The 25006-nt window shown below is 59.4% G+C and carries 27 protein-coding genes and 1 tRNA gene; 7 read left to right on the top strand and 21 right to left on the bottom strand.

Annotation, left to right across the window (positions count from 1 at the left end):
- Nucleotides 1–31: 31 nt before the first annotated feature.
- The 4 genes from BLR31_RS01845 (at nt 32) to BLR31_RS01830 (ending at nt 5228) form a co-directional block, all read left to right on the top strand.
- Nucleotides 32–919: a F0F1 ATP synthase subunit gamma gene (locus BLR31_RS01845; protein WP_090590489.1), complete on the top strand. Its 888-nt coding sequence runs from the start codon at nt 32–34 to the stop codon at nt 917–919.
- Nucleotides 920–998: 79 nt separating this feature from the next.
- Complete coding sequence (gene atpD / locus BLR31_RS01840) at nt 999–2438, top strand: F0F1 ATP synthase subunit beta (RefSeq protein WP_090590483.1); 1440 nt, start codon at nt 999–1001, stop codon at nt 2436–2438.
- Nucleotides 2439–2503: 65 nt separating this feature from the next.
- Nucleotides 2504–2923: a F0F1 ATP synthase subunit epsilon gene (locus tag BLR31_RS01835; RefSeq protein ID WP_090590478.1), complete on the top strand. Its 420-nt coding sequence runs from the start codon at nt 2504–2506 to the stop codon at nt 2921–2923.
- Between the two features lie 211 nt (nt 2924–3134).
- Complete coding sequence (locus BLR31_RS01830) at nt 3135–5228, top strand: methyl-accepting chemotaxis protein (protein WP_244504915.1); 2094 nt, start codon at nt 3135–3137, stop codon at nt 5226–5228.
- Nucleotides 5229–5315: 87 nt separating this feature from the next.
- Here the strand turns inward: BLR31_RS01830 and BLR31_RS01825 are convergent, their stop codons facing one another.
- The 17 genes from BLR31_RS01825 to BLR31_RS01745 form a co-directional block, all read right to left on the bottom strand.
- Nucleotides 5316–6005, bottom strand: a complete 690-nt coding sequence (locus BLR31_RS01825; RefSeq protein ID WP_090590472.1) for an aspartate/glutamate racemase family protein — start codon at nt 6003–6005, stop codon at nt 5316–5318.
- The gene (locus tag BLR31_RS01820; protein WP_090590468.1) at nt 6002–6535 is read right to left on the bottom strand and encodes an RNA pyrophosphohydrolase; all 534 of its coding nucleotides are present in this window, start codon (nt 6533–6535) and stop codon (nt 6002–6004) included. The genes BLR31_RS01825 and BLR31_RS01820 overlap by 4 nt, the downstream gene beginning before the upstream one ends.
- Before the next feature lie 5 nt (nt 6536–6540).
- Nucleotides 6541–7668: a divergent polysaccharide deacetylase family protein gene (locus tag BLR31_RS01815; RefSeq protein ID WP_176762464.1), complete on the bottom strand. Its 1128-nt coding sequence runs from the start codon at nt 7666–7668 to the stop codon at nt 6541–6543.
- Nucleotides 7669–7789: 121 nt separating this feature from the next.
- The gene (locus BLR31_RS01810; RefSeq protein WP_090590460.1) at nt 7790–9154 is read right to left on the bottom strand and encodes a S41 family peptidase; all 1365 of its coding nucleotides are present in this window, start codon (nt 9152–9154) and stop codon (nt 7790–7792) included.
- Complete coding sequence (locus BLR31_RS01805) at nt 9154–10545, bottom strand: murein hydrolase activator EnvC family protein (protein WP_176762463.1); 1392 nt, start codon at nt 10543–10545, stop codon at nt 9154–9156. The genes BLR31_RS01810 and BLR31_RS01805 overlap by 1 nt, the downstream gene beginning before the upstream one ends.
- Nucleotides 10546–10592: 47 nt before the next feature.
- On the bottom strand, nt 10593–11078 hold the full coding sequence (rlmH, locus tag BLR31_RS01800) for a 23S rRNA (pseudouridine(1915)-N(3))-methyltransferase RlmH (RefSeq protein ID WP_090590452.1): 486 nt from the start codon (nt 11076–11078) through the stop codon (nt 10593–10595).
- A gap of 10 nt (nt 11079–11088) precedes the next feature.
- Nucleotides 11089–11481: a ribosome silencing factor gene (rsfS, locus tag BLR31_RS01795; RefSeq protein WP_090590448.1), complete on the bottom strand. Its 393-nt coding sequence runs from the start codon at nt 11479–11481 to the stop codon at nt 11089–11091.
- Between the two features lie 190 nt (nt 11482–11671).
- Complete coding sequence (locus BLR31_RS01790) at nt 11672–12280, bottom strand: nicotinate-nucleotide adenylyltransferase (protein ID WP_090592006.1); 609 nt, start codon at nt 12278–12280, stop codon at nt 11672–11674.
- A 23-nt stretch (nt 12281–12303) separates the two neighbouring features.
- Entirely contained in the window at nt 12304–13545 is a 1242-nt protein-coding gene (locus BLR31_RS01785) for a glutamate-5-semialdehyde dehydrogenase (RefSeq protein WP_090590444.1), read from the bottom strand.
- 61 nt (nt 13546–13606) lie between these two features.
- Entirely contained in the window at nt 13607–14761 is a 1155-nt protein-coding gene (proB, locus tag BLR31_RS01780; protein WP_090590440.1) for a glutamate 5-kinase, read from the bottom strand.
- The gene (obgE, locus tag BLR31_RS01775; protein ID WP_090590438.1) at nt 14749–15795 is read right to left on the bottom strand and encodes a GTPase ObgE; all 1047 of its coding nucleotides are present in this window, start codon (nt 15793–15795) and stop codon (nt 14749–14751) included. Before obgE ends, proB begins: the two co-directional genes overlap by 13 nt.
- Entirely contained in the window at nt 15792–16340 is a 549-nt protein-coding gene (locus tag BLR31_RS01770) for a GNAT family N-acetyltransferase (protein ID WP_090590434.1), read from the bottom strand. Before BLR31_RS01770 ends, obgE begins: the two co-directional genes overlap by 4 nt.
- Nucleotides 16340–16873 carry a GNAT family N-acetyltransferase gene (locus tag BLR31_RS01765; protein WP_143009289.1) on the bottom strand — a complete coding sequence of 178 codons (534 nt, stop codon included), beginning with the start codon at nt 16871–16873 and terminating at the stop codon, nt 16340–16342. Before BLR31_RS01765 ends, BLR31_RS01770 begins: the two co-directional genes overlap by 1 nt.
- Nucleotides 16874–16983: 110 nt before the next feature.
- Nucleotides 16984–17250 carry a 50S ribosomal protein L27 gene (rpmA, locus tag BLR31_RS01760; RefSeq protein ID WP_090590426.1) on the bottom strand — a complete coding sequence of 89 codons (267 nt, stop codon included), beginning with the start codon at nt 17248–17250 and terminating at the stop codon, nt 16984–16986.
- A 39-nt stretch (nt 17251–17289) separates the two neighbouring features.
- Entirely contained in the window at nt 17290–17967 is a 678-nt protein-coding gene (locus BLR31_RS01755; RefSeq protein ID WP_090590423.1) for a 50S ribosomal protein L21, read from the bottom strand.
- A gap of 225 nt (nt 17968–18192) precedes the next feature.
- Nucleotides 18193–18894, bottom strand: a complete 702-nt coding sequence (locus BLR31_RS01750) for an MBL fold metallo-hydrolase (RefSeq protein WP_090590418.1) — start codon at nt 18892–18894, stop codon at nt 18193–18195.
- Nucleotides 18891–19361: a gamma-glutamylcyclotransferase family protein gene (locus BLR31_RS01745; RefSeq protein WP_090590414.1), complete on the bottom strand. Its 471-nt coding sequence runs from the start codon at nt 19359–19361 to the stop codon at nt 18891–18893. The genes BLR31_RS01750 and BLR31_RS01745 overlap by 4 nt, the downstream gene beginning before the upstream one ends.
- An 82-nt stretch (nt 19362–19443) precedes the next feature.
- On the opposite strand from BLR31_RS01745, the gene motA reads away from it, so the two are divergent.
- The 3 genes from motA to BLR31_RS01730 all read left to right on the top strand — a co-directional run bounded on the left by motA (nt 19444) and on the right by BLR31_RS01730 (nt 21516).
- Nucleotides 19444–20310 carry a flagellar motor stator protein MotA gene (gene motA, locus BLR31_RS01740; protein WP_090590411.1) on the top strand — a complete coding sequence of 289 codons (867 nt, stop codon included), beginning with the start codon at nt 19444–19446 and terminating at the stop codon, nt 20308–20310.
- 11 nt (nt 20311–20321) lie between these two features.
- Nucleotides 20322–21215, top strand: a complete 894-nt coding sequence (locus BLR31_RS01735; RefSeq protein ID WP_090590408.1) for a flagellar motor protein MotB — start codon at nt 20322–20324, stop codon at nt 21213–21215.
- Nucleotides 21216–21426: 211 nt separating this feature from the next.
- A tRNA-Ser gene (locus tag BLR31_RS01730) sits at nt 21427–21516 on the top strand.
- A gap of 1740 nt (nt 21517–23256) precedes the next feature.
- Here the strand turns inward: BLR31_RS01730 and BLR31_RS21535 are convergent.
- The 4 genes from BLR31_RS21535 to BLR31_RS01710 form a co-directional block, all read right to left on the bottom strand.
- On the bottom strand, nt 23257–23433 hold the full coding sequence (locus BLR31_RS21535) for a hypothetical protein (RefSeq protein WP_176762461.1): 177 nt from the start codon (nt 23431–23433) through the stop codon (nt 23257–23259).
- Nucleotides 23430–23861 (bottom strand): hypothetical protein, encoded by a 432-nt coding sequence (locus BLR31_RS01720; protein WP_090590402.1) that lies wholly within the window; start codon nt 23859–23861, stop codon nt 23430–23432. The genes BLR31_RS21535 and BLR31_RS01720 overlap by 4 nt, the downstream gene beginning before the upstream one ends.
- Nucleotides 23858–24166, bottom strand: a complete 309-nt coding sequence (locus BLR31_RS01715; protein WP_143009287.1) for a hypothetical protein — start codon at nt 24164–24166, stop codon at nt 23858–23860. Before BLR31_RS01715 ends, BLR31_RS01720 begins: the two co-directional genes overlap by 4 nt.
- A gap of 73 nt (nt 24167–24239) precedes the next feature.
- Nucleotides 24240–24995 (bottom strand): hypothetical protein, encoded by a 756-nt coding sequence (locus BLR31_RS01710; protein ID WP_090590395.1) that lies wholly within the window; start codon nt 24993–24995, stop codon nt 24240–24242.
- Nucleotides 24996–25006 lie beyond the last annotated feature (11 nt).

Raw genomic sequence — 25006 nt, 5'->3', positions numbered from 1 at the left:
CGGCACTGGCTGGCAAGGAGCTTTCGGCGCAATGCCCTCTTTGAAAGACCTAAAAAACCGGATCAACTCGGTCAAATCGACCCAGAAGATCACAAAGGCCATGCAGATGGTCGCGGCGGCAAAACTCCGCCGCGCCCAGGATGCTGCTGAATCCGCACGCCCCTATGCCGAGCGCATGGAAAAGGTGTTGGCGGGTCTGGGGGCCGCATATGAAGGTCGTCCGGATGCGCCGGCTCTTTTGGCCGGCACAGGCAAGGACGACGTCCATCTTCTGGTCGTGGCGACTGGCGAGCGTGGGCTTGCTGGCGGGTTCAATTCCTCGATCGCCCGCATGGCGCGCGATCATGCGCACAAGCTCATCGCCCAAGGCAAGACCGTCAAGATTTTGACAGTCGGCAAGAAGGGCGCCGATATCTTGAAGCGGGGTCTGGCCAAGAACATCACCGAGCAGATTTCGCTGCGCGACGTCAAGCAGCTCGGCTATGTGACTGCTCAGGAGATCGGCAACAAGGTTCTGGCCATGTATCAGGCCGGCGAGTTCGACGTGGCGACACTGTTTTACTCGCGGTTCCAGTCGGTGATCTCCCAAGTGCCGACGGCCCAGCAGTTGATTCCGGCAAAGTTCGACAAGGCCGAGGGCGATGTCGAGGCAAAGGTCGGCTCTGCAATCTACGAGTATGAGCCCGACGAAGAGGCAATCCTCGAGGATTTGCTGCCGCGCAATGTCAGCGTTCAGATTTTCCGCGCGCTGCTCGAAAACAATGCTTCGTTCTTTGGGGCGCAGATGAGCGCCATGGACAATGCGACCCGCAATGCGGGCGAGATGATCACCAAGCTTCAGCTGAGCTATAATCGCCAGCGCCAGGCCCAGATCACCAAGGAACTGATCGAAATCATTTCGGGCGCCGAAGCGCTCTAAGGACTTAGGCTCTCGCGCTCCCGAACCGAAAAAGCCGTACAGCTTTTTCTGGGAACGCTAAAAAGACAGGGATAAAACAATGGCAGAAACAAAAACCGGCCGCGTTTCCCAGGTGATGGGCGCCGTTGTGGACGTCACGTTCGACGGCGAGCTTCCTCCCATTCTGAACGCGCTCGAAACCGACAACAACGGCAACCGTCTGGTGCTCGAAGTCGCTCAGCATCTTGGTGAGAACGCGGTTCGCACCATCGCTATGGACACGACCGAAGGTCTGGCCCGTGGCGTTGCCGTGCGCGATACCGGCATGGCGATCTCGGTGCCGGTCGGCGATGCAACGCTTGGCCGCATCATGAACGTGATCGGCGAGCCGATCGACGAAGCCGGCCCGGTCAACACGCCGACGCGCCGTGAAATTCACCAGCCCGCTCCCGATTTCGTGGATCAGGCAACGCAGGCCGAAATCCTGGTCACCGGCATCAAGGTTATCGATCTGCTCGCGCCCTATGCGCGTGGTGGCAAGATCGGCCTGTTCGGCGGCGCCGGCGTGGGCAAGACGGTTCTGATCCAGGAACTGATCAACAACGTCGCCAAGGCGCATGGTGGGTATTCGGTGTTCGCCGGCGTCGGTGAGCGCACACGCGAAGGCAACGATCTTTACTACGAAATGATCGAATCAGGCGTGAACAAGGATCCCAAGGAGAACAATGGTTCGACCGAGGGCTCGAAGTGTTCGCTGGTTTTCGGCCAGATGAATGAGCCTCCAGGAGCCCGTGCTCGTGTCGCTCTGACCGGTCTGTCGATCGCCGAAGATTTCCGCGACAAGGGCCAGGACGTGCTGTTCTTTGTGGACAACATCTTCCGCTTTACCCAGGCTGGCTCTGAAGTGTCGGCTCTGTTGGGCCGCATTCCGTCCGCTGTGGGTTATCAGCCGACGCTCGGTACCGACATGGGCGCGCTGCAGGAACGTATCACCACGACGAACAAGGGTTCGATCACTTCGGTGCAGGCCGTTTACGTGCCGGCTGACGATTTCACCGATCCGGCTCCTGCCTCGACCTTTGCGCACCTTGACGCGACCACTTCGCTCAACCGTGCGATTTCGGAAAAGGGCATCTATCCGGCCGTTGATCCGCTCGATTCGAACTCGCGCATGCTCGACCCAAACATCGTTGGTGAAGAGCACTACCGCACCGCCCGTGACGTTCAGGAAATCCTGCAGCGCTACAAGGCTCTCCAGGACATCATCGCCATCCTGGGCATGGACGAGCTTTCGGAAGAAGACAAGTTGACCGTGACCCGCGCTCGCAAGATCGAGCGCTTCATGAGCCAGCCGTTCCACGTGGCCGAGCAGTTCACTGGTTCGCCTGGCATCTATGTCGAACTCGAAGACACCATCAAGGCGTTCCAGGGTCTCGTGGCTGGCGAGTACGATCATCTGCCCGAGCAGGCTTTCTACATGGTCGGCACCATCGATGATGCCGTCAAGAAGGCCCAGAAGCTGGCTGCAGAAGCCGCTTAAGCTTTCACAAACACACGTGGGCTTTTGAGCCCACGGTTTCACTTCGCTAGAGAACGGACAGAACCATGGCCGAAGGCGTCAAAATCGAAATCGTATCGCCCGAAGTGCTCATCTTGAGCGCAGAGGCTCGTTCGGTGATCGTGCCGGGTGCAGAGGGCTATCTGACCGTTCTCGGACCGCATGCGCCTCTGCTGACGGTGCTCAAGCCCGGTTTTGTGACCGTGACCGACACGACGGGTACAGTCACCAGCTATTTCGTGGGTGGTGGATTTGCCGATATCTCAGATGCCGGGCTCACCATTCTTGCCGAGGAAGCTCGTCCGGCAAGCGAGTTCGGTCGTGCAGAGATTGAGGCACGCATTGCGAAGGCTCAGGAGGTCCTCTCCGCCGCTGAGGGGATTGATGAAAAGGCCGTCGCACAGCAGCAGCTCGACATTTGGAAAAACCTGTTGCTCGAAAGCGCGAGCCTGAGCACGGTCCACTAAACTTAAGTGGACCATCGTTAATTTTGCAGGGGCGCCATCGGCGCCCTTTTTCTTTGTCTTGAATTGCCTTTCATGCATACAGCTGGGGCTTCTACCGCCGTAAATGCCTAAGTCCTGGATCGGGGAAACGATCATTTAATGGTCTTTCCCTTAGTTTTGCCCCAATCGCCCGTGGAGGGGGACTCACTTCGTCGGTAAGGAGCAGGCGAGCATGAAGGGCATAGCCAACAAGGTCTTGGGACGTCTGTCCATGACTACGACGATTGCAGCCATGGTTGTGGCAGCTGTCGTTCTTTCGGTCGGTGCCGTCGTTATGGCGGTGTACATCAACCTGTCAGCCAACAGCGACAACGTCGCTTACGCCACGCAACAGAGCAATATACGCACCGCTGCGACCATTCTCGGCGGCATGGGTGGCATTCAGGTGGAGTGGGACGAGGCGACGGGCGATGTCGCCGGCATCGGCACCTGGGTCATGCCTCGTTTCTATAACAATGAGGTCATGAATTCGGTCGCGCGGGTAACCGGCGAGACCGCGGCGATCTTTGCGTGGAATGCGGAAACGGCCCAGTTCGAGCAGGTGACCGGTTCGCTGGTCGATGCCGAAGGCAACACGATGGCCCTCGATCCCATTCCTGCCAATGGGGCTATCCATACAGCAATGCTGGAGCAGGGCGCGGTCTACACGGAGACAGACTTTAACGGCCAGCACTACTACTCGGTCTACCAGCCGATCACCTATCTGTCGGGTACCGATGTTTTGGGACTGCTCTATGTCGGGGTCACTCAGGACGCCATCACCGCTGTCGTTTCGGACACCATGGGGCTTTTGCTGATTGTTGCCGGCGTCGCTATCGTAGTGATGTGCCTTCTTTCGGTGCTTGTTGCCCGCCTGATTGCACGACCTATTCCTGTGCTTTCGACGGCAATGGGCAAAATTGCGCAAGACCAGTTCGATGTCGAGGTGCCCTATACCGATCGCAGCAACGAGGTGGGCGAAATGGCCCGCGCCGTGGAGGTGTTCAGGGAAAACGGCCAGAAGGTCGCGCAGATGACCGAAGCGGAGGCGGCCAGGATTATTGCCGACGCGGATGCCCGCCGCGCGATGATGGGTGAGCTCCAGGCCGCTTTCGGCGAAGTCGTAGATGCGGCGATTGCCGGCGATTTCTCGCGGCGGGTCGATGCCAATTTCGCCGATGCAGAACTCAACGGTCTGGCCGGATCGGTCAACGATCTCGTCGGCACTGTCGATCGCGGGCTTAAGGAAACCGGCACCGTTTTGGCCGCCTTGGCCGAGACGGACCTAACCCTGCGGGTCGAGGGCGACTATCAAGGCGCCTTTGCCCAACTCAAGTCCGATACCAACGCCGTCGCCGAAAAGCTCTCCGACATCGTTCTGGAGTTGCGCGGCACATCGCGGACGCTCAAGACGGCCACCGGCGAAATTCTCTCCGGCGCCAACGATCTGTCCGAACGGACCACGCGCCAGGCTGCAACAATCGAGGAAACCTCGGCGGCTATGGAGCAGTTGGCCAATACGGTGATGGAAAACGCCCGGCGGGCCCAGGATGCGTCCAAGACCGCTGCCTCGGTGACCCAGTCAGCCGAAGAGGGTGGTCAGGTCATGGATGCGGCGACATCGGCCATGGAGCGCATTACGACCTCGTCCGCCAAGGTCTCCGACATCATCAAGATGATCGATGACATCGCCTTCCAGACCAATCTCCTCGCACTCAACGCGTCGGTCGAAGCCGCGCGGGCCGGGGATGCCGGCAAGGGCTTTGCGGTGGTGGCCGTCGAAGTGCGGCGCCTGGCGCAATCGGCGGCTTCGGCATCGTCCGAGGTCAAGGCGTTGATCGAGCAGAGCGCAAATGAAGTCGATGGGGGCTCAAAGCTTGTGGCCCAGGCTGCCGAAAAGCTGGTCGCGATGCTCGAGGCCGCTCGGACCAACACCAAACAGATGGAAAAGATCGCCAGCGAAAGCCGGGAGCAGGCGTCTTCAATCGAAGAAGTCAACGCCGCAGTGCGCCTGATGGACGAGATGACCCAGCACAATGCTGCTCTGGTCGAGGAGACCAATGCCGCAATCGCCCAAACCGAAGAACAGGCGACGGCGCTCGACCGTATCGTTGAGATCTTCCGGATCGACAGGGCGACCGCAATCGGCCAGTCGCCGGCGCGATCCCAGGCTGAGCGGACCGCTCGGTCCGACGCCCGGGGCCTGCAGCAGAAGGTCCGCAACGCCGCCGGGGCTTACCTTAGCCATGGCAACGCCGCCGTGGACACCGAGTGGAGTGAGTTCTAGTTCGCCATCGGGCCAGTTGAACGCAAAAGGGGCGCAATGAGCGCCCCTTTTTTTGCCTCTAGGCCACCTAGTCGGTCTTGAAACCCGCTATGCGTCCATAGCCTTCGCAACGATAGCATGGGCATGAAGCTGGGTTGTGTCGTAAACCGGGAGTGGACTGTCGTCGTCGGTGATCAGCATTCCAATCTCCGTGCAGCCAAGGATCACGGCCTCTGCACCCTTTGCCGCCAATCCCTCTATTGCCCGTACATAGGTCGCTCTCGATTCGGGGGTGACGATGCCCTTGCACAATTGCTCGTAGATAATGGCGTTGAGATTTGTGCGGTCGACTTCAGGAACGAGCGGGGTCAAACCGCGTTCACGCAATCTATCGGTATAAAAATCCATCTCCATCGTGAACCGCGTGCCAAGCAGCCCGACAGTACGGCCTCCATCGGCGATCAGGGCATCGGCGGTCGGATCGGCGATATGGAGAAAGGGGAGTGCTGTTGCGGCCTCTATGGCAGGAGCAACAACGTGCATCGTGTTGGTAGCAAGGGCGATAAGTTCAGCTCCTGCCCGTTCCAGGGCGCGGGCCGATTGCGCCAGCCGGGCGCCGGCCTCTTCCCATTGCCCGGCGCGTTGCATCGACTCGATAGTGGCAAAGTCGACCGACTCGAGAAGTATCGGCGCCGAGTGAAGGCCGCCGCGCCGACGGGCGGTCTCACGGTTGATCTCCGCATAGTAATGCGCCGTCGATTCCCAGCTCATGCCACCGATGATGCCGATGGTCTTCACAGTGTGCCGCCCCGCAACTGCTTGGGAATATCGGCGAAGGCGGAGACGATCTCGAGATAGGCCGGTCGTTTGAAGGGCACTATGATTTCTGGGACTTTGGCGAACTCTTCCCACCGCCAGGCGTCGAACTCGGGGTCAAGGCCGTGTGCATCGTGGGAGAGGTTGATTTCGTCTTCACTCCCTTCAAAGAGAAAGGCGAACCATTTCTGCCGCTGGCCGCGGTACTTGCCCTTGAGTGCAATGCCGAGAACGTCATCAGGCAGGTCGTAGTGGATCCAGTCGGGTGCCTGCGCCAGAAGGCGAATGGTGCGGACGGACGTTTCCTCGAAAAGTTCGCGGTAGGCAGCGGGCAGCGCGTCTTCACCGTCATCGATGCCGCCCTGTGGCATCTGCCAAGGCGCGTCGACTTCAGATGTGTCAGGGCCCGGCGCGAGGATACGGCGCGCGAGAAAGACCTTGCCCGAGGGGTTGAAGAGCGCGATGCCGACGCAGTCGCGGTAGGGCATGGTTTCGCGGTTGTGCTGCACCATGAGATTTATCCTTGGATATTTGTCAAAACACTGACAGGCACCAGAAGGTAGCTGTCCTGGTCAAGTGCGTCTGCCCATTCGGCCAGCGTGCGGATGGATACGGGCAATGCCGAAAGGAGACCGATGGCATGACCATTCTGGTCGGCTGCTGCCTTGAGGACCTCCAGCTGCTGGGTTATCGCGGGTCCGGATGGATTGTCGTCGAGATGGCTCAGCGCCCGTGCAAAGGGCACGCCGTTCTGCTGGGCCAACTGCGGGGCCACCGAGCGGTTCGAACTGCCGTCATCGAGATAGGAAAGGCCGCGCAATCCGAGCTCTTCCATAATAGGGGAAAAATCGGCCGCCGATGCCGTAAAGCGCGCGCCCATATGATTAATGATGCCGGTATAGCCTTCCATCCGGCTCATCAGCCAATGAAGTTTTTCCAGATTTTCGCGGGGTGGTTGTTCGACGAGAAGCGTGTGTGGCCCTGGGTCGTTTTGCGGATAGTCGAAGGGTTCGAGCGGGACTTCGAGCATGATTTCATGCCCGTCGGCGCGCGCAGTACCCGCCAACTGCATGAGGCTCTGGCCATAGGGGGCAAAAGCCAACGTTACAGTGCCGGGCAGCGTATCGATCGCCTGTCGTGTCGAGCTGTCGTTGAGCCCGAGACCGGTGACGACAATTGCTATCAGTTTTCGACCGCCTGCACTTTCTATGCTCACCGACGGGCGCGCATAGGCCTGATGGGGTCTCGTGCCATCGCTGGCGATGCGGGGCAAGGGGCCGTCTTCTGTCATTTCAATCAGGGTTTGCTGAGGACCCAAATCCTCGCCAGCGGAATCAACAGGAGCGTTCGCGCCCAGGGTGATGATGGAGGGGCCGTTGGGCGCGTCGATCGGCACTATGGCCGGCTCAATGGGTGTCGGTGCGACGTCTTCGATGATGGGATTGGGAATGGACTGGGTGTTGACGGCGACCTCTGCGACCGGGCGCCCACCCAGCGGATCATCGACAAAGAGAATCCAAGCCCCGATGCCCAATGCGAAGGCAAGGACAGCTGTGCCGCCGATCCGCCCCCATGGCAGGTTCAGGCGTTGTCTGTCGGCTTTCCTGCGCCCGCGTCCCAGCGGCGCGTTCAAGTCATCGGTCATGCACCGGTCAGCCCTGCAACTGGCTTGCATGTGCCGCCCATAAAGGCAGCGACACGCCTGTTGACATGCAACCGCGCCGAATCAGCTCCGGCGCGGCTTCAGTCAAAGGCTATAGCACAAACTATTCGGTTTCCGAGGTTTCGACCTCTTCGTCCCCGGGTGCCGTAGCAATCACTGCGTCTGGGTCGGGGGGGAATGCAGCGTCTTCAGCTTCACCCAAAATCAAATCGATCGCGTATTGAAGCTGGTTGTCGTCAGCGCGGTCCGCAGGGACATAGACTGACGATCCAACTGTAGCCTCTTCATCCTCACCGGAGATATGTCCGGCCAGCCCGGCCTCACCAATGATTTCGTCGAGACCCTGGAATTCCTCGGGGACGTCCTGAAGGACCTGGATGTCAGGCGAAATGCCGAGCGCCTGAATGGACCGATTGTTGGGAGTGTAGTAGCGGGCAGTGGTCAACCGCATGGCGCCGTCAAAGCCCAATGGGATGATCGACTGGACGGAGCCCTTGCCGAACGAGCGTGTGCCGACCAGCGTGGCTCGGCCATGATCCTGGAGTGCTCCAGCCACGATTTCCGCAGCCGATGCGGTGCCGCCATTGATAAGGACGATGATCGGCACGCCATCAAGCAGCGCATCGAGCTCGTCGGGGCTGGCGTCATAGCGCGAGTTTTGGTTGTCGATACGCCCGCGTGTCAGAACGACCGAGCCCTGCGACAGGAATGCATCGGCCACGAACTGAGCTTGATCGACGAGTCCACCTGGGTTGTTGCGAAGATCGAGAATAATGCCTGGAGGCGCTACACCGTCGCTTTCCTCGAAAATCTCTCTGATCGATTCATCGAGTCCGGCATAGGCCTGACCCGAAAAGCGCGACAGTCGGATAATCGGGATGTCGCGCTCATTGCTCCAGCGCACTGCAGCTACGGCGATGATGTCGCGGGTGAGCGTCATGTCGATCAACTGATCGGCACCCTCGCGCGAGACAACGATATCGACTTCCGTTCCTACCTCGCCGCGCATCAGTTCCACGGCCTCATCGAGTGTCAGCCCCATGACCTGCTGGTTGTCGATCTCGACGATGAAGTCATTGGCGAGGATGCCGGCGCTCGACGCCGGGCTGTCGTCGTAGGGTGTTACGACTTTGACGAGGCCCTCTTCCATAGTCACCTCAATACCGAGGCCGCCAAACGTGCCGGACGTGTCTTCGCGTACATCGGCAAAGCTCTCAGGCGAGAGGTAGGCCGAATGGGGGTCGAGCGAGGTCAACATGCCCTGGATCGCGGCACGGATCAGTTCGGATTCATCAGGCGCTTCGATGTATTCGTCTCGAATCCGGTCAAGAACGAGACCAAACAATTCGAGCTGTCTATAGATCTCATCCTGCTCCTGCTGCGGGGACTGGGCCACCGCTGCCTGCGGGCCGATGGCAATGCCCAACGACAGCAATCCGATCAGTACCCGCTTGAAAAACACCGCCATCAGATCGATCCACTTTCCTGTTGCTCGCCGGAATGAGCGGTCCACCACCCTTCCGGATCGATGGGAGTTCCTGCCTCCCTGAGTTCAATATACAGCGCTGGTGCGTCCTCACCAGCCCGACCGTTGGTCGACGTGGCCTGTTCGCCCATGATCCCGATCGGTGAGCCCATCTGTACGAACTGACCTCGTTCTACAGATACGGAATCAAGCCCTGCCAAGACCACCGTATAGTTCTGGCCGGCATTGAGGATGACGATTTGGCCGTAATTGAGGAAGAGGCCTGCATAAGTTACCCAACCGTCGGATGGCGCTACGACACGCGCGCCGGGTTGACCCAAAAGCGTCAATCCCCGCGCCGTACCGCCAAAGCCATCGGCAGCCCCAAAAGTCGTAAGGGGGGTGCCACTCAAAGGGGGGGTCAGGTAACCCCTTGCCGATGCGAGCGGAACCGCTGGTTCGGTCCGGCTGGCGTCGGCGAAGGCCATCGCCAGAATCTCGGGGTCGAGACTGGGCACCGCCTGCCCGGCATTAGCAGCGCGGGTTGCTTCATCGGCTGCAGTGACAGCCGCAATTCGGCTTTCGAGACCCTCGATCAATTGTTCGAGAGACGTGGCGCGATCGGAAAGGGCGCGGGCTTCGGCCTCCTCCACGATGAGTTCTTCACTCAACCATTCGAGCCCCTGGGTGCGGGCCTCGATCACCGTGGCAATCCGGAGACGCTCTTCGTTGAGTGTCGTAAGATTAGCATTCAGGCGCTCGGCTTCGGCAAGCGCTGCCTGCTTTAGCTCCATAAGTGCGTTGAGATCGGCAGTCACCGTATCAGCGCGTTCCTGCAGTTGCGGCAGGACCGAGCCCAAAAGCATCGCCGCGCGCGCTGAGGCCAGAGCGTCGGCCGGATCAACGATCATGGCCGGCGGTGGCTGGACGGTAATGCGCTGCAGGGATGCGAGGAGATTGGAAATCGACTGGTCGTGACCATCGAGCCGGACGCGGATGGTGCGCTCGTCATCGAAAAGTTGCTCCAGGCGGTCTTCGATCACCCGGATATCTTCTCCCGCCAAATCGATCCGCTGGGCAGCGGCCGTCAATTCGAGGCCCAACTGCGTCGCATCCCCGTCGAGAGCTTCGATTTCGCTACGAATTTGATTGATGCGCTCGGCGTTGAGGGAGATCTCACCTTGAACGCCTTCGAGGTTTCCCGCAGCTTCCTCTGCCGTCTGTTCGAGCTGGCTTGGCGCTGCATCTTCCGCCGCTTCGGCGTCGGCCGAGGCGTCCTGGGCCATGGAGGACAGGGAAATCATGGCGAGCGCGAGCGCCAACGCGCCAAACGCAGCCTTGCGGCTCGACGCGCCAAAGGCGTTCAAACGGTTCTGACCGAGGGTGGGGACCAAGCGGGTTTGCCTCCGAATCAGCCCGGACAATAGCAGAGTGCGCCCCATCAATCGCCCCGGTGGTAGGGATGGCGGGATAAAATTGTCGTCGTGCGGTAGAGCTGTTCGGCGGCCATCATCCGCACCATCTGGTGTGGCCATGTCATTGGCGAAAACGAAACCACGAGATCGGCATTGTCCCGGATTTCGGGCGCAAGGCCATCCGCACCCCCGATGATCAGCGCGAGCGCTGGCCGGCCGGCATCGCGCCAATCGGCAATCTTTTGCGCAAAGGGTTCGCTGGCCATGCCTTTTCCACGTTCGTCCAGCGCGACCGCCGTACATTTGTCCGGCAAGGCGGCATGAATCGCCTTGGCCTCCTCGGCCTTGCGAGCCGCTACACTGGACGCACGGGATTCTGGAAGTTCGATGACGTTGAAATCGGTCAAGCCCAAGGGTTTCCCCGTCGCGACGGCGCGGTCGAGATAACGGGCCACAAGATCTCGCTCGGGCCCAGACTTCATGCGCCCGACGGCAACAATGAGAACGCGCATGCCTTAAGGGCTAGTGCGCGTCGGAACCGAATTCGGCGGCCCACATCTTTTCGATGTTGTAGAACTCGCGAACCTCGGGCCTGAAAATATGCACGATCACATCGGACGCATCGACCAAAACCCAGTCGGCAGAGGGGAGACCCTCAATCCGGGGCTTGTCATATCCATTGTCCCTGAGGGCCGTGACGATCTGATCGGCGACGGCTGCCACATGACGATTGGAGCGCCCCGATGTCACGACCATATGGTCGGACAGAGAGGATTTTCCGGTGATGTCGATGGAGATCGTGTCTTCGGCCTTGGCATCATCGAGCGATGCTAAAATCACGTCGAGCATGGGGACGCGGGCTGTGGCCTTGGGAGCGGTACCTTGTGAGACCGACTTGGAGGGCGTGGGAGCCATTAAGCCAAAACCTCCGCCCGAACAGGGGATGTATGTGTCATCAAGTGGGTTCTGTTTCCTTTGTCAAAGACCCAATGGGAACAACCAGATTTGGTTGCACCCAGCCAATATGCGTGTGCCGTGCTCGTTTGCCAAGGGCATGAGGAGCACACCTAGAGCATATTCCGATGTCGTTAATGAGACGGTAACCTTATGTCAGGGGCGCTGATCCATTGCCTTGGCGCAGGGCGGTTGACGATAATCCGCTCATCAGTCCATGAAGAAAGACCCAGGCGGGAGCCGGGCTAATGGGCAAGAGACGGGCGTCAGCCTCATCGAGACGGGCATTGGCAAAGCGCTGTGCAGCCTTTGAGAGTGGCGCACGACTGGTCGAGCCGGGCCGGACATAGACTGCGATCGGCATCATTTCGAAAATATCGTCCCAGCGCTCCCAGCGATCAAAGCTTGCGAGGCTGTCGGCACCCATGATCCAGACGAACCGCCGATCAGGCAGGGTGCGGGTCAGAAAATCTAGTGTCTGGTATGTATAAGTAAAGCCATTGGCGGCTTCAAAACCGGTTACCTTGACCTTCGGGTGGTCGACGAGCGCACGCGCCGCAATGACGCGATCGGCAAGTGGCGCGAGGTCTGAGGTGTCCTTCAGGGGATTGCCAGGGGTTACCAGCCACCAGACGGCGTCCAGCCCGAGGCGCTTGAGGCTTTCGCGCGAAACGAGACGGTGCCCGTCATGAGGCGGATTGAAACTGCCGCCGAACAGCCCAATGCGCATGCCTGGCGCGGACGGTGGTAGCTCAGTAATCCCGGCAATTTTTTGAGCTGCACTCAAGGACGGGTCTGCCCGGTGCCACGCACTAGATACTTAAAGCTCGTCAGCTGTTCGACCCCGACCGGACCGCGCGCGTGCATCTTGCCCGTCGCAATGCCGATCTCGCCGCCGAACCCAAACTCTCCGCCATCCGCAAACTGGGTCGATGCGTTGTGCATGAGAATGGCGGAATCGATCTCGTTGAAAAAGCGCTGCACGACCTCTGGGTTTTCGGCGATCACGGCTTCTGTGTGATGCGAGGAATAATGCTCGATATGGGCAATGGCCTCACCCACATCGGCCACGATCTTTACCGAAATGATTGCGTCCTCGTATTCGGTGCGCCAATCCTCTTCGGTTGCGGGCAGGACTGAGGCGATGTGGCTCTGGACCGTCTCGTCGCCCCGAATTTCGCAGCCCTTTTCGATCAGAGCGGCAATGATAGGCTCGAGGTGGGTAGCGACGACATCAGTGTGGATCAGCAGCGTTTCGGCGGCCCCGCAGATGCCTGTGCGACGCATCTTGGCATTGGCGATGATGCTCACTGCCTTTTCAAGATCAGCGCTTTTGTCGACATAGACGTGTACCAGCCCCTCGAGATGAGCAAAGACCGGAACGCGGGCCTCGGACTGCACCCGACCCACCAAGCCCTTGCCGCCGCGCGGCACGATCACGTCGATCATTCCGCCGAGCCCTTGGAGCATTTCACCCACGGCGGCGCGATCGGTCGTGGGCACAATCTGGATGGAAGCCTCGGGCAATCCGGCGTCCTTCAGCCCGGCCACGAGGCAGGCATGGATGGCGTGGGACGAATGAAAGCTGTCCGAGCCGCCGCGCAAAATCACTGCATTGCCCGCCTTGAGGCACAGCGCGCCCGCGTCGGCCGTAACGTTGGGGCGTGATTCAAAGATGACGCCAATAACCCCGAGAGGCGTTCGCACGCGCGAAATATCGAGCCCGTTGGGCCGCTGCCAATTTGCGATGATCATGCCGACAGGGTCAGGGAGGTCGGCGACAGTTTCGAGGGCGGCAACAATCGCATCGAGGCGCTTGTCATCGAGCAGCAATCGGTCGATGAACGCCGCACTCATGCCGCCCGCCTTGGCCGCTTCGATATCTTTGGCATTGGCTGCAAGAATGGGACCGCGACCGGTATCTATCGCGGCGGCGGCAGCGCGTAAGGCGTGGTTTTTTTTCTCTGCCGTTGTGTGCGCGAGTACCGATGCTGCCGCGCGCGCGCGTCGGCCCAGATCGGCCATCGCCTCGATCAGAGTGTTGGGTCGTGATGTCAGTGCGCTCACTTCTGCCTCCCCTAAGGTCCTAGTGGCTCAAGAGCACGAGATTGTCACGATGGACAAGTTCGGTTCGTGTCGAAGGGCCGAGCATGTCCTTGATCGTTTCGCTTTTCTTGCCGATCACCAAATCGGCCGCGTCGCGGTCGAGACCCACCAGTCCCCGTGCGATTTCGGTGCCGCTGAGATCGAGGACGGCTACGGTATCGCCGCGCATAAAGTCACCACGGAGCTTGACCACGCCGATAGGTAGCAACGAGCGCCCCGATTTCAACGCGCATACCGCGCCATCGTCGATGGTGATGTGCCCGGTGACCTCGAGGGTTCCCATGATCCAGCGCTTGCGCGCTGCCGTGGTGCCCAGACTTGGCGAAAACAGAGTGTGTCTCTCGCCTTCGGACAGAGCGCGCAGTGGGTGGAGCCTTGTGCCCTTCGCGATGATCATGGCCGTCCCGGCCTTGGTCGCGATCTTGCCTGCCCCGATTTTTGTCGTCATGCCGCCGCGAGAAAGATGGCTTGCCGCACCGCCCGCCATGGCGTCGATATCCGGTGTGATATCGGACACATGGGCGATATGAGCGGCGTCGGGATTGTTAGCGGGGGGCGCTGTATAAAGCCCGTCGATATCGGAGAGCAGCACGAGCATGTCGGCTTCAATCATCGTTGCGACCCGCGCGGAAAGGCGGTCATTATCGCCATAGCGGATTTCGGTCGTCGCGACGGAATCGTTTTCGTTGATGATCGGTACGGCGCCAAAGCCAAGCAGGGTGTTGATCGTCGTGCGCGCATTGAGAAAATAGCGGCGCTCTTCGGTGATATTTGGGGTCAAGAGTATCTGGCCGGTCGTTATGCCGTGTTCACCCAGATGGCTGGCCCAGGCTTGGCTGAGGGCGATCTGGCCCGCGCTGGCCGCCGCTTGGCTCTGGTCGAGCGGCAGGGTCTTGCCGGGAAGCCCCAGCAACCGGCGCCCCAAGGCGATAGCGCCAGAGGATACGATCACCACATCGCAACCGCTCTCTTTCAGACCCGCGATATCGGCGGCAAGGGCAGACAGCCAGTCCGAACGGAGCTTTCCCGTCTCGCCATCAACGAGCAGCGCGGACCCGATCTTTACGACCAGACGCTTATAGCCCGCGAGCGCATTGCCTGAAAGCACCGGTTCGGCCTGCATCAGGGCACCCATTTGTCCTTGCTGGTGTCGAACTTCGACGAGCGGGCGGCGTTTTCGGCGTTGTGATCAAGGACGGCGAGTACGGAAAAAAGGATAGACTCCACGTTCTTACCGGTCACGCCGGAGATAACGTGAACCTCCGCCCCAGATGCCTTTTCAAGTGCGCGCTTTTTGCTCTTGCGCGCCTCGTCATCGAGAGCGTCGATCTTGTTGAGGCACAGGATCTCCTCCTTGCCCACAAGTCCACCGCCATAGGCGTCAAGTTCACTGCGAATTGTTTTGTAGGCGCTTGCAACGTCGTCCTGGGTACCGTCGACGAGATGGATCAGCACGCCGCATCGTTCGACATGTCCAAGGAAACGGTCGCCCAATCCCGCGCCTTCCGATGCGCCTTCGATGAGGCCGGGAATGTCGGCCAGGACGAATTCGCGCTCGCCTGCGCGTACGACACCAAGTCCAGGATGGAGGGTTGTAAAGGGATAATCCGCGATCTTGGGTCTGGCCGCGGTCACCGCCGACAGGAAAGTCGATTTGCCAGCGTTGGGCAGGCCTACAAGTCCGGCATCGGCGATCAGCTTAAGGCGCAGCCACACCCATTTTTCTTCACCGACCAGGCCGGGATTGGCACGGCGGGGCGACTGATTGGTCGAGGTCTTGAAATGAGCATTACCGAAGCCGCCATTGCCGCCCTCGAGCAGAATTGCACGCTGACCGACCTCGGTAAAGTCGGCAATCAGAGTTTCGCCGTCTTCTTCAAAGATCTGGGTACCCACCGGTACGCGCAATACGGCATCCTCACCATCAGCGCCTGTGCGGTTCTGGCCCATGCCGTGCGTGCCCGTGCCGGCTTTGAAATGCTGCTGGTAGCGATAGTCGATAAGGGTATTGAGCCCATCGACGCATTCAACGATCACGTCGCCGCCGCGCCCTCCATTGCCACCATTGGGGCCGCCGAATTCGATGAATTTTTCACGGCGAAAGGCGATCGAGCCGGCGCCGCCATTGCCCGCGCGGATGTAGACCTTGGCTTGATCGAGAAATTTCATTGTGTCTCCAGCGCCTTATAGAAGGCGTCGCGGGTCAGTTCTGTTTCGATATGGTCGATCTCGGCATTCTGGGCAATACAGATTCGCTTGCCGATCCCTGTGCGGACGAAGCCGAGCTTTTCCTGCACGGCAAGCGAGGCCGTGTTGAAATAGAAAACACCCGACACGATCCTGTTTGCGCCGGTTGTCTGGAAGTACCAGTCGACGACCGCCGCCGCAGCCTCTGTCATATACCCCTGGCCCCAGAAGGGTTGTCCCAGCCAATAGCCGATTTCGGCCGTTCGCCCTTCTCGATGCATGCCACAAAAGCCCATAAGCCCGTTATGTTTGTCACACACGGCGAAGGTCACCATGTCGGGGGACCATTCGCGCTTTTGACGAACCAGCCAGTCCAGAGCCATGTTTATGGTATAAGGATGCGGCACGCGTGCCAAATTTTTGGTCACCTCGAAATTGTTCAGCAGCGATGCAATGCGCGGCGCATCTCGAAGTCGGGGGCGCCGAAGCACGAGGCGATCAGTGGTCAGTTCGGGCTGCTCGGTCATCAAAGCCCCGCTCCTATAGCATATGTCGCGACCGACACATCCTTGTGTGGGCCGCAATTGGCGACGCCTTCAGAGATGAGCTTAAATCCGATTTTCTCGATGACGCTTCGCGACGCAGCGTTTGTGCTGCGCGCCTTTGCGTAAAGGACAGAGCAGAGGCCGGTGGCGTGAGCCGCTTGGACCAGCGCAATTGCCGCTTCAGTCGCATAGCCCTGGCCCCAAAAGGGCTCTCCTAGCCAATAGCCGAGTTCAGGTGCGCTGTCGGGTTTGAGATGCAGCCCGATCGTTCCGATAAAGCCATCAGAGTTGCAAATCGCGTATGCATGCTCAGTCTCGGATCGTGCGTAATTTTCTACGAAGGCAACTGCGTCCGCCTCGCCATAAGGATAAGGCAAGGTGGTCATCTCATGGATTTTCGGGTTGTCGGCCAAGCGTGCTATCGCTGGTACGTCGCTCATCGCCGGCGCGCGCAGCACAAGACGGTCCGTTTCCAGACGGTCGGGCAGAGCAACGCTCAAGGGTGGCATGCGCATGGCGAAAAACCGAAACAAGAAAAGGGGAGCCGACGCCGGCTCCCCTTAAATCATATTCCAAGAGAGACGCCGGGGAGATAGTCTCCGGCGGCTCATTTGAACAGCCAGATTTATTCAGCCGCCTGGAGTGGCTGGACCGAAACAAAGCTCTTGCCGCCCGACTTGGTAGCAAAGGTTACCTTGCCATCAACGAGTGCGAAGATCGTGTGATCCTTGCCGAGGCCGACATTGGTGCCGGGGTGCCATTTGGTGCCGCGCTGGCGAACGATGATGTTGCCTGCGACCACGGCTTCGCCGCCGAACTTCTTGACGCCGAGGCGGCGTCCAGCTGTGTCGCGACCGTTGCGGGATGAACCGCCTGCTTTCTTATGTGCCATAGTGTGAAATCCTTCTCAGAATGCCGTAAACGGGTGCGGTTACTGGTCGACCTTGGCGCGCGGGGGCTTGCCAGCGATCAGTTCCTTGGCCTGTTCGACCCACTCGTCGCGTTCGATGCGGCCCTTGAAGTCGAGTTCTTCGTCGAACTTGGCAACGTCTGCCTTGGTCCACTTTGCGATCTGGGTCAGGCTGGTGATGCCGGCAGCTGCCAGCTTCTTTTCCAGTGCGGGACCAACGCCGCCGATCAGCTTTACGTCGTCTTTGAAATCTGCAGCGGGCGCGGGTTCAGCCTTGGCGGGCTTGGCTTCAGCTTTTGCTGCAGGCTTGTCGTCAGCAGCGGGTGCAGTCTCGGTCTTGGCAGCCTTCTTGGGAGCGGCAGCCTTTTTGCCCGAGGGCTTTGCGCCGCCAGTAAGAATTTCGGTGATGCGGACCAGTGTCAGTTCCTGACGGTGGCCGTTCTTGCGGCGATAGCCCTGGCGACGCTTCTTTTTGAAGATGATAACCTTCTTGTCGCGGAACTGCTCGACAACTTCGCCGGCGACCAAAGCGCCAGAAACGAGCGGAGCGCCCAACGTGACATCGGCGCCAGTGCCGACCATCAGGACGTTTTCGAAGGTGATCGCATCGCCAGCTTCACCAGCGAGCTTTTCGACGCGGACCAGATCGTTGGCAGCAACCTTGTACTGCTTGCCACCGGTCTTGATGACTGCAAACATTTGTCTTTCACCGGAGGATATACCGGTTCCCTTGGCTTTCGCACCTGACGGCGCCGCGGATAATACCCAATTAAACCGCGGTCTTTTGTGGCCGGATCTATGTCCGGCGGGCAGCCTGTGGCAGCGTATTTGAAACAAAACAAACGGCGCATGAGCAGGACCCATGCGCGTTCGCGGCCGCTTATCGTTCCAAACGCCCCAAGAGTCAAGGGGCGGCGGCGGGCTCTAGATATCGCGATACCAGTCGCGGGCGACGATCTTGGTGGCGCTATTGCCGGGCATGATGGCGATCAACGCCTCTGGCTCGGTACCCTTCTCGTCAAAGGGGAAACGGTAGTGAAAGGGATAGGCAAATTTCGGGGTTGTCTTTTCGATGCATGTGACGACCTGATCGGGGGTCATCGTGTAGGGCAGGTTCATGGGAAAAAACGCGATATCGATCGGGCCGAGATCGTCCATTTCTGGTGTCGGCTCGGTGTCCGACGCTAGGTAGAGCGTGGTCCCCGCAAAATCGAACAGATAGCCGTTGCCGACCCCTTTTTCATGGTATTTCTGCCGATCGGGCGTTGTGTTGTACATAGCGATCGCATGAACCGGAATGCCGAGTACGTCGCCACTGTCCCCATTGGCCATGATTTGCGTGCGCTCGGCCAGCGCCTCAGGCAGTTGCTCTGCGACGACGTCGGGAGCAAGAATGCGCGTATCCGGGGCGATAACACCATTGAGGGTTTCGAGGTCGAAGTGATCGCCATGGTGATGGGTGAAAACAATAAGGTCCGGCTGGCCGAATTCTTTATACCGCTCCAGACTGCCCACGGGATCGACCAAGATGGTCTTGTCATTCCATTGCACGGCAAAACTGGCATGGTGAATGGGCGCAATCTCGAGGGGCCCCTTGGCGGTCTCATAGGTATCGCGATCGGTCATCGGTTCGTCCTCTCGTCCAAATCTTTAAACAAAGTCGCTCGGTAGTGCGCCAGTTCCGCCCGGCGATGAAGCCGCGCCCAGCGCGAGAGCGACCACTCCTTTGCATCATCGCCTATATCGATGGCGGGAAGATAGACTTCAACCATTTGCGGCCCGTCTGTGCCCATCACTGCCATGGATGTGCGGACATAGTCAGCACCTTCGAAGAGATCGAGGCGGTCCAGTTCGGACTTTGAAAGATTGGATATGATCAGCCCTTCGGCGCTATGTCCCTTCGCAGGTACGAGCCCGGGAAAATGGGCGCCGGGGAAATAAACGGTGCGCCAGCCGTGGGCTTGAGCAGCCATGAGCCGGTGGGGTGCTATGGGTTTACCCGCTACGGCGTCACGCACCTCCTTGTCTCTCAAGGTGCCATAGACAAAGAGGCTGACGGCGCTGGGACAGGGCGAACGCGGCGCTCGTGACATAAAGCTCGGCTTGATCAGGGTTCGGTAACATTAACGCTGTATAGCTCGACGTCAAAAGTCTCGATTGGAAGAGTATACGCGTATGAGACTGATCATTGGCACGATCATCGTTTTGGCCTCCGTGCTAGGCGGCTACATGGCCATGGGCGGCTATCTAGAAGTGCTCTGGCAGCCTTTCGAAGGGGTCATTATTTTGGGCGCTGCCTTTGGCGCTTTCATCATCGCCAACACACGTGCGGTGCTGAAACAATCGCTTGGGGTGTTTGGCACGCTGTTTCGGGGCCCGCGGTACAACAAGCAGTCCTATGTGGATCTGCTCGGCCTGCAGTTTTCCATCTTCCGTCTGGTGCAGTCGCAGGGCCCGCTGGCACTCGAAAAGCACATCGAAGATCCTCACAATTCCGATCTCTTTGCCAAGTTTCCGACCTTCGCCAACAATCACCACGCGGTCGAGTTCATGCGCGACTACCTGCGTATGACGACGCTCGGGACCTATGCGGTCCACGAACTCGAGGCGCTGATGGATGAAGAGCTGGAAACCCATCATCAGGAGCAAGAACGCCTGATCAATGCCGTTCAGGCGGTCGCCGACGGCACGCCCGCGCTCGGGATCGTCGCTGCGGTTCTCGGCGTGATCAAGACAATGGGCTCCATCTCCGAACCACCCGAGGTGCTCGGCCACATGATCGGTGGTGCGCTTGTGGGCACGTTCCTGGGCGTTTTCTGCGCTTACGGGTTTTTTGGCCCGATGGCACAGGCCTTGCGCAACATTCACGAAGCTGAATCAAAATACTTCCTCTCCATGAAGGCCGGTCTCCTGGCCCATGTCTCGGGCTACGCCCCGGCCATTGCCATCGAGTTTGCCCGCAAGGCGGTGATGTCTGAAGACCGACCGACCTTTGCCGAGATTGAAAAGTCGACCTCCGACCTCAAACTCGCTACCCGATAAGGACTGAAGCGATGGCACGCGGCAACGAAGCGATCATCATCAAGCGGGTCAAGAAGTCCGGCCATGCTCATCATGGCGGTGCCTGGAAGATCGCCTATGCCGACTTCGTGACTGCGATGATGGCCTTCTTCTTGCTGCTGTGGCTGATTTCCATGACCACACCGGAGCAAAAGGAAGGGCTTGCCGACTATTTCGCGCCGCCCAATATTTCTCAGACGACCAGCGGTTCCGGCGGCATCATGGCCGGCACGGCGATGGACGTGGACGGCGCCATGACCGCTACAACCGACTCCCAGCGCCAGATGACCGGCGGACTTTCAAACGACGCCAGCGCCCAATCGGCGCTTGAGGGCGGCGATTTGGAGAGCGTTCCGGACTCCGCGTCGAGCGAGATGTCTGCGGCCCAGGCTCAGGTTTTCCATAGTGCCGCGGCGAGCATCAGGCAGGCCTGGCAAGAACTGCCCGACATTGCCGAGATCGCTGACAATCTCATTGTCCAGCAGACCGAAGAGGGACTCGATATCCTGCTGCTCAATCAGGAGGGACGGCCGATGTTTCAGGAGGGTTCAAAATATCCCTTCGAATGGGTGCGGGGAGCCGTGGCGGCCGTTGCGCCGGTGCTGCAGCGCCTGCCCAACCAGATTCGCATTTCTGGGCACTCGGCGGCAGGCGCGCGGTTTTCAGATCCCAGCTATGGTAGCTGGGAGTTGACCAGCGATCGCGCCAACGTGGTGCGCGGGCTCTTGGGAGAATTTGGGCTGTCGGACGACCGCATTCATTCGGTGGTTGGCCGATCAGGAAGCGAGCCCTATTTCGCCAACAATCCTTATCTGGCTGCCAACGAGCGCATCAAGATCACTGTCCTGAATGCGCCTCCGCCCATTCCTGCGGATATGAGCCTCTAGCGGACTAGCGCGGAGAATTGATCTCCGCTTCCGCCTCGTTGGGACCTCATCGGGCCGCGGCGGCAAGGCTATTCGCCCTTAAACATATTTTGCGACAGGGCCTGCAAATCGCAAAACAAGGTGTTGCCCGGTGCCACACGCTATGCCATATAGCGCGCACCCAAACGACCCAACGCGGCGGCGGATTTTACGCCCTCGTGTTCATCGATACGGAGAGGTGCCGGAGTGGTCGATCGGGGCGGTCTCGAAAACCGTTGAGCGCGCAAGCGTTCCGAGGGTTCGAATCCCTCCCTCTCCGCCATTAAATTAGGGCAACGCGTTGGAATTGTTGCCTTTTGTGATTTTAACTCCCCCCTCGCCCTCAAACTTACCCTCAAAGCGCGCGGCGCTTGAGTGCGGTCGGTGACGAAATGTCCGTTTTGGACGTCAACCATGATCGGGTTAATCAGTTCGTCCGCGCATTGGATCTTGATTAGAGGCGGGGCGGCTACTAGCTCCGGGGCTAGTCATTGAGGCAGGCCCCTTTCAGGAGTTACGCCTATTTGCGCCTATTTTACGCTGGCCTGGCGCATGGAGCTCGCGCGTGGTGACTGGGATAAAATCTTCCCGGCCCGAATGGGCGCCGATATTCCCCGTTACAAAACGGCCCCGAGACGGCAAAGCCCGCCTCGCGTGCGCGCGCGTACTGGTCCGCAAAATCCCACGGCCCTGGTGTTATCATCTGGGGAAGAGACGCCGCCCCATTTTAAAATCGGCTGGGTGTTGATTTCTTTTGATTTTTTTTCAAACGGCAGGCCGCTTTTACGGCGTCCAAAAATTCAGGGTGCGCCGCTTTTTATGCAGTGACAAAAACTCTTTGCCCGCTGCTGGGGCTCGAATTAAATTGCCCCAAGGCGTTGAAATGGCTGGCGTGGCCATCCCCGTTGTTTCCCCGTTCTTTCGGGGCGGCGCTCCACTATCCCCCACTAATTTAGTAGAGATTGCCCAGCCCTTTTATGGGGTCGCTAAATTTCCCGCATGACTTGTTTTCAAGCGCTAAGCTATTGACCGATATGGCCTGACCCGAGTCAGCTCGCCAAGCTCTTGAGGCCATTGCCGGAAAGCCGATTAACTCCCACCACCGAAACGCGGTCGCGATGTTAGGTTTTGTAAGGTTCTGCCCTGCCTGTTTCCGTCCTGTATTATCAGGCGATCACTCTGGCGGGCCTATCGGCCAAGCCTCAATCGCTCCAGCGCCATCGATCGGCAAGCCGGTACGCGCCACGTTTGCCGCCCCTCTTGGCCCAGCCCAAAGAATGTGGCCTCTCTGTCATAGATCCTTTCGGCCCTGCGGCTCAGGTCGAGATAGCGAAGGGCCGCCCGTTCGGCTCTCCAGCGCAACCACCGCATGACATAGATTCGTGCCCAGCTCTTGGCCAGTCGAGGGGCTAACATTGGGCTACCTCCAGAGGTTTGAGGTCGGGACAGCCAAGCTCGCGCAAACGGGCAAGAAACCGTTGCCGCGCTCGTTCGGTCGGCAATTGGTCCAGCCACTGCCAAGGCATCAAGTTTCCCTTGGCCTGGTTGCAGCCATCGCACGCCCAAACCGTGTTGGCTGCATGCCAAGAGCGCGGGAAATACCACCGCATGCGGCGCAAGGCCCATCGCGAAATGATATTGGTCGCGTGTAGGTGAAAGGGGGTCGCCTGGGGTGCGTGCGGCCAATAGGAGGCTGTCGCAGTAGAAGCAATACCGCTGCTCTCTCGTCATGCTGCCCGCCTCGCGCGGCCCTGTGGTGTGGTCATCATGACCATCCCTTGGGAACATGTGAGGGCCATGCCTGCGCTTGGAGCGTGAGCGGCCAGAGCTGGAGGGTGAGTGCATGACACACATACTCTTCTCACCTGTTTAGCGGGTCGCTGGTCACGCCAGAGCGAAACCGGGTTCTCCCACTGGTCGGGCTCGTGCTCGTCGTCGCTGTCGGGCTCCAAGTCAGTGTCCCCGTCCATGGCATCGAGAAGGGCAATAAGCCGCTCGATTTCGCTCTCGATCTCGGCGCGGTTCATTGGCTGGCCTCCAGCACCTTGCGCAACTCGTCTGCTGCCCGGATTGTCTCGCGCGATATGAGCCCGCCATTGCCGCCGACAAACTGGCCGGCAACCATGCGCCCATGCTGGTCAAAGTCCACCGCATCGAGCAGGGCTTTCGCCTTGAGGGCAAGCGTAGTGGGTTCGGTCATGACAGCACCCCAACGCGCTTGCCGATACGTGTCTCTAGGACGTACTCCAACAACAGCCTGTGCTCACCGGAGCAGGAAACCTTAAAGGTTCGGGCTCCATCGATCACCGCGTCTGTCAGCTCGACGCGGTAGTGAACGCGCCCGCCTGTGACTGTTTCCTGCCCGCTCTCATAGATCCCGTCGCCTGTGTATCGCCCTGTGACGCGTCTGGCTGTAAGGGTCAGGTAGTCACCAGCACATTTAGGGTGCGCTAAATGCCAATGGCTAATCATCGGGTCCAATTCCTCGGCAGCGCGCTTCAACTCGGCAAGGTGCCAGTCAAAGCGCTCTTGCGCGGTCTGTTCGCCCCCATTGGCTGGGGCTGAGAAAAGAGCGACCGGCGCTGCCATTGCTCCAGGGAAGCATTTGAGAAGGTTGCGGCGTTTCATTTTGCATTCCCCTCGATTGATGCCTTTTCTGCAGCGGAATAGAATTTGTCGTTCAACGCCTTTGTCTCGCCCATTAGGAGGCCGACTGCATAAATCAGTGTTTCGGCGCTATCCTGGCTGACTGTGACGCCTTCGCTCTTTGTTGCATTGAGTAGGCCCGCGTAGTCCAGCGATTGCCATATCAGATAGGCGAGGCGTGGCAGGTCGGCTATGTCGCCTTCCATCTCCACAAAATCACCCCAAGAAACGGCCTTTGCGCCGCTTGCGCTGCGACGGGCACCGCTGTGTACTTGCTGCGAAACCATAAGAACCTCCATCGGTTTGGTTGAAAGCTCGGGACAGGTTGCCGCCTGCCCGAACCGCTTGTTTCAAGGGGCGCTATACCGCTGCGATGCGCAGCAAGTTCCTTGCAAACGTGCCTGCCCAATCCTCCTCCAGTGAGGCCATAAGGCCCCACCCATCGGCTTTCCAGACGTCCAAAGCCTGCGCTTGGATGACAACTCCCTCCATAGTTTCGGGGCGTTCGGCCATGATGTTTGAAACCACTCCCACCACGGCCTCTAGCGCGGCGCACTGACGGCTCGAAATTTCCCGGACACGCGATGCAGTACGGACGAAATCCTTTTCACGCTCATATGTCGCAGCAATCTGCTGGAGGTCCCGAAGCTGTTCGAGCTCGGCTTCCCAATCGTCACGGGTTGCTTCCGCCCTCCATCCGGAATGGTTCAAGAATACGTGGAATGGGCGCTCCGGGTGTTTGCGCTTGCGGGCAATAGCCTTGCGAACGGTAGCGATGTCGGTGCCCAGCCCATCGGAAGTCAGAACGTGCCTGCGCTCTGTATGGCCCTTGAACGTCTCGGCAGCTTCGCCCCATCCGCCCGGCGTTGCGTTGATTGCTTCGGGTGCATCTGGCCACTGGTGGGCCCAATCCCTGCAACACCCTGACAGCGCGGCCTTGGCCTGTTTCATTTCGCGGATGGCCTTGGCGAATTGCTTGGCCAGATTGAGCAGCGCCGGGTTTTCGGCTGGGGCTGCGGGTGCCATCGCTGCCACTGGGGTGGTGGCGGCTGCGCTTGCGGCGGCAAGTCCGAGTAGGACGCGGCGGCGGTTGGTAACAAGTGAAGTGTTGGCCATTGGTCGATCCC

This window comes from Pelagibacterium luteolum (assembly GCF_900100665.1).
Classification (GTDB): Bacteria; Pseudomonadota; Alphaproteobacteria; order Rhizobiales; family Devosiaceae; genus Pelagibacterium; species Pelagibacterium luteolum.
This window is presented reverse-complemented; position numbering and strand designations above follow the sequence as displayed.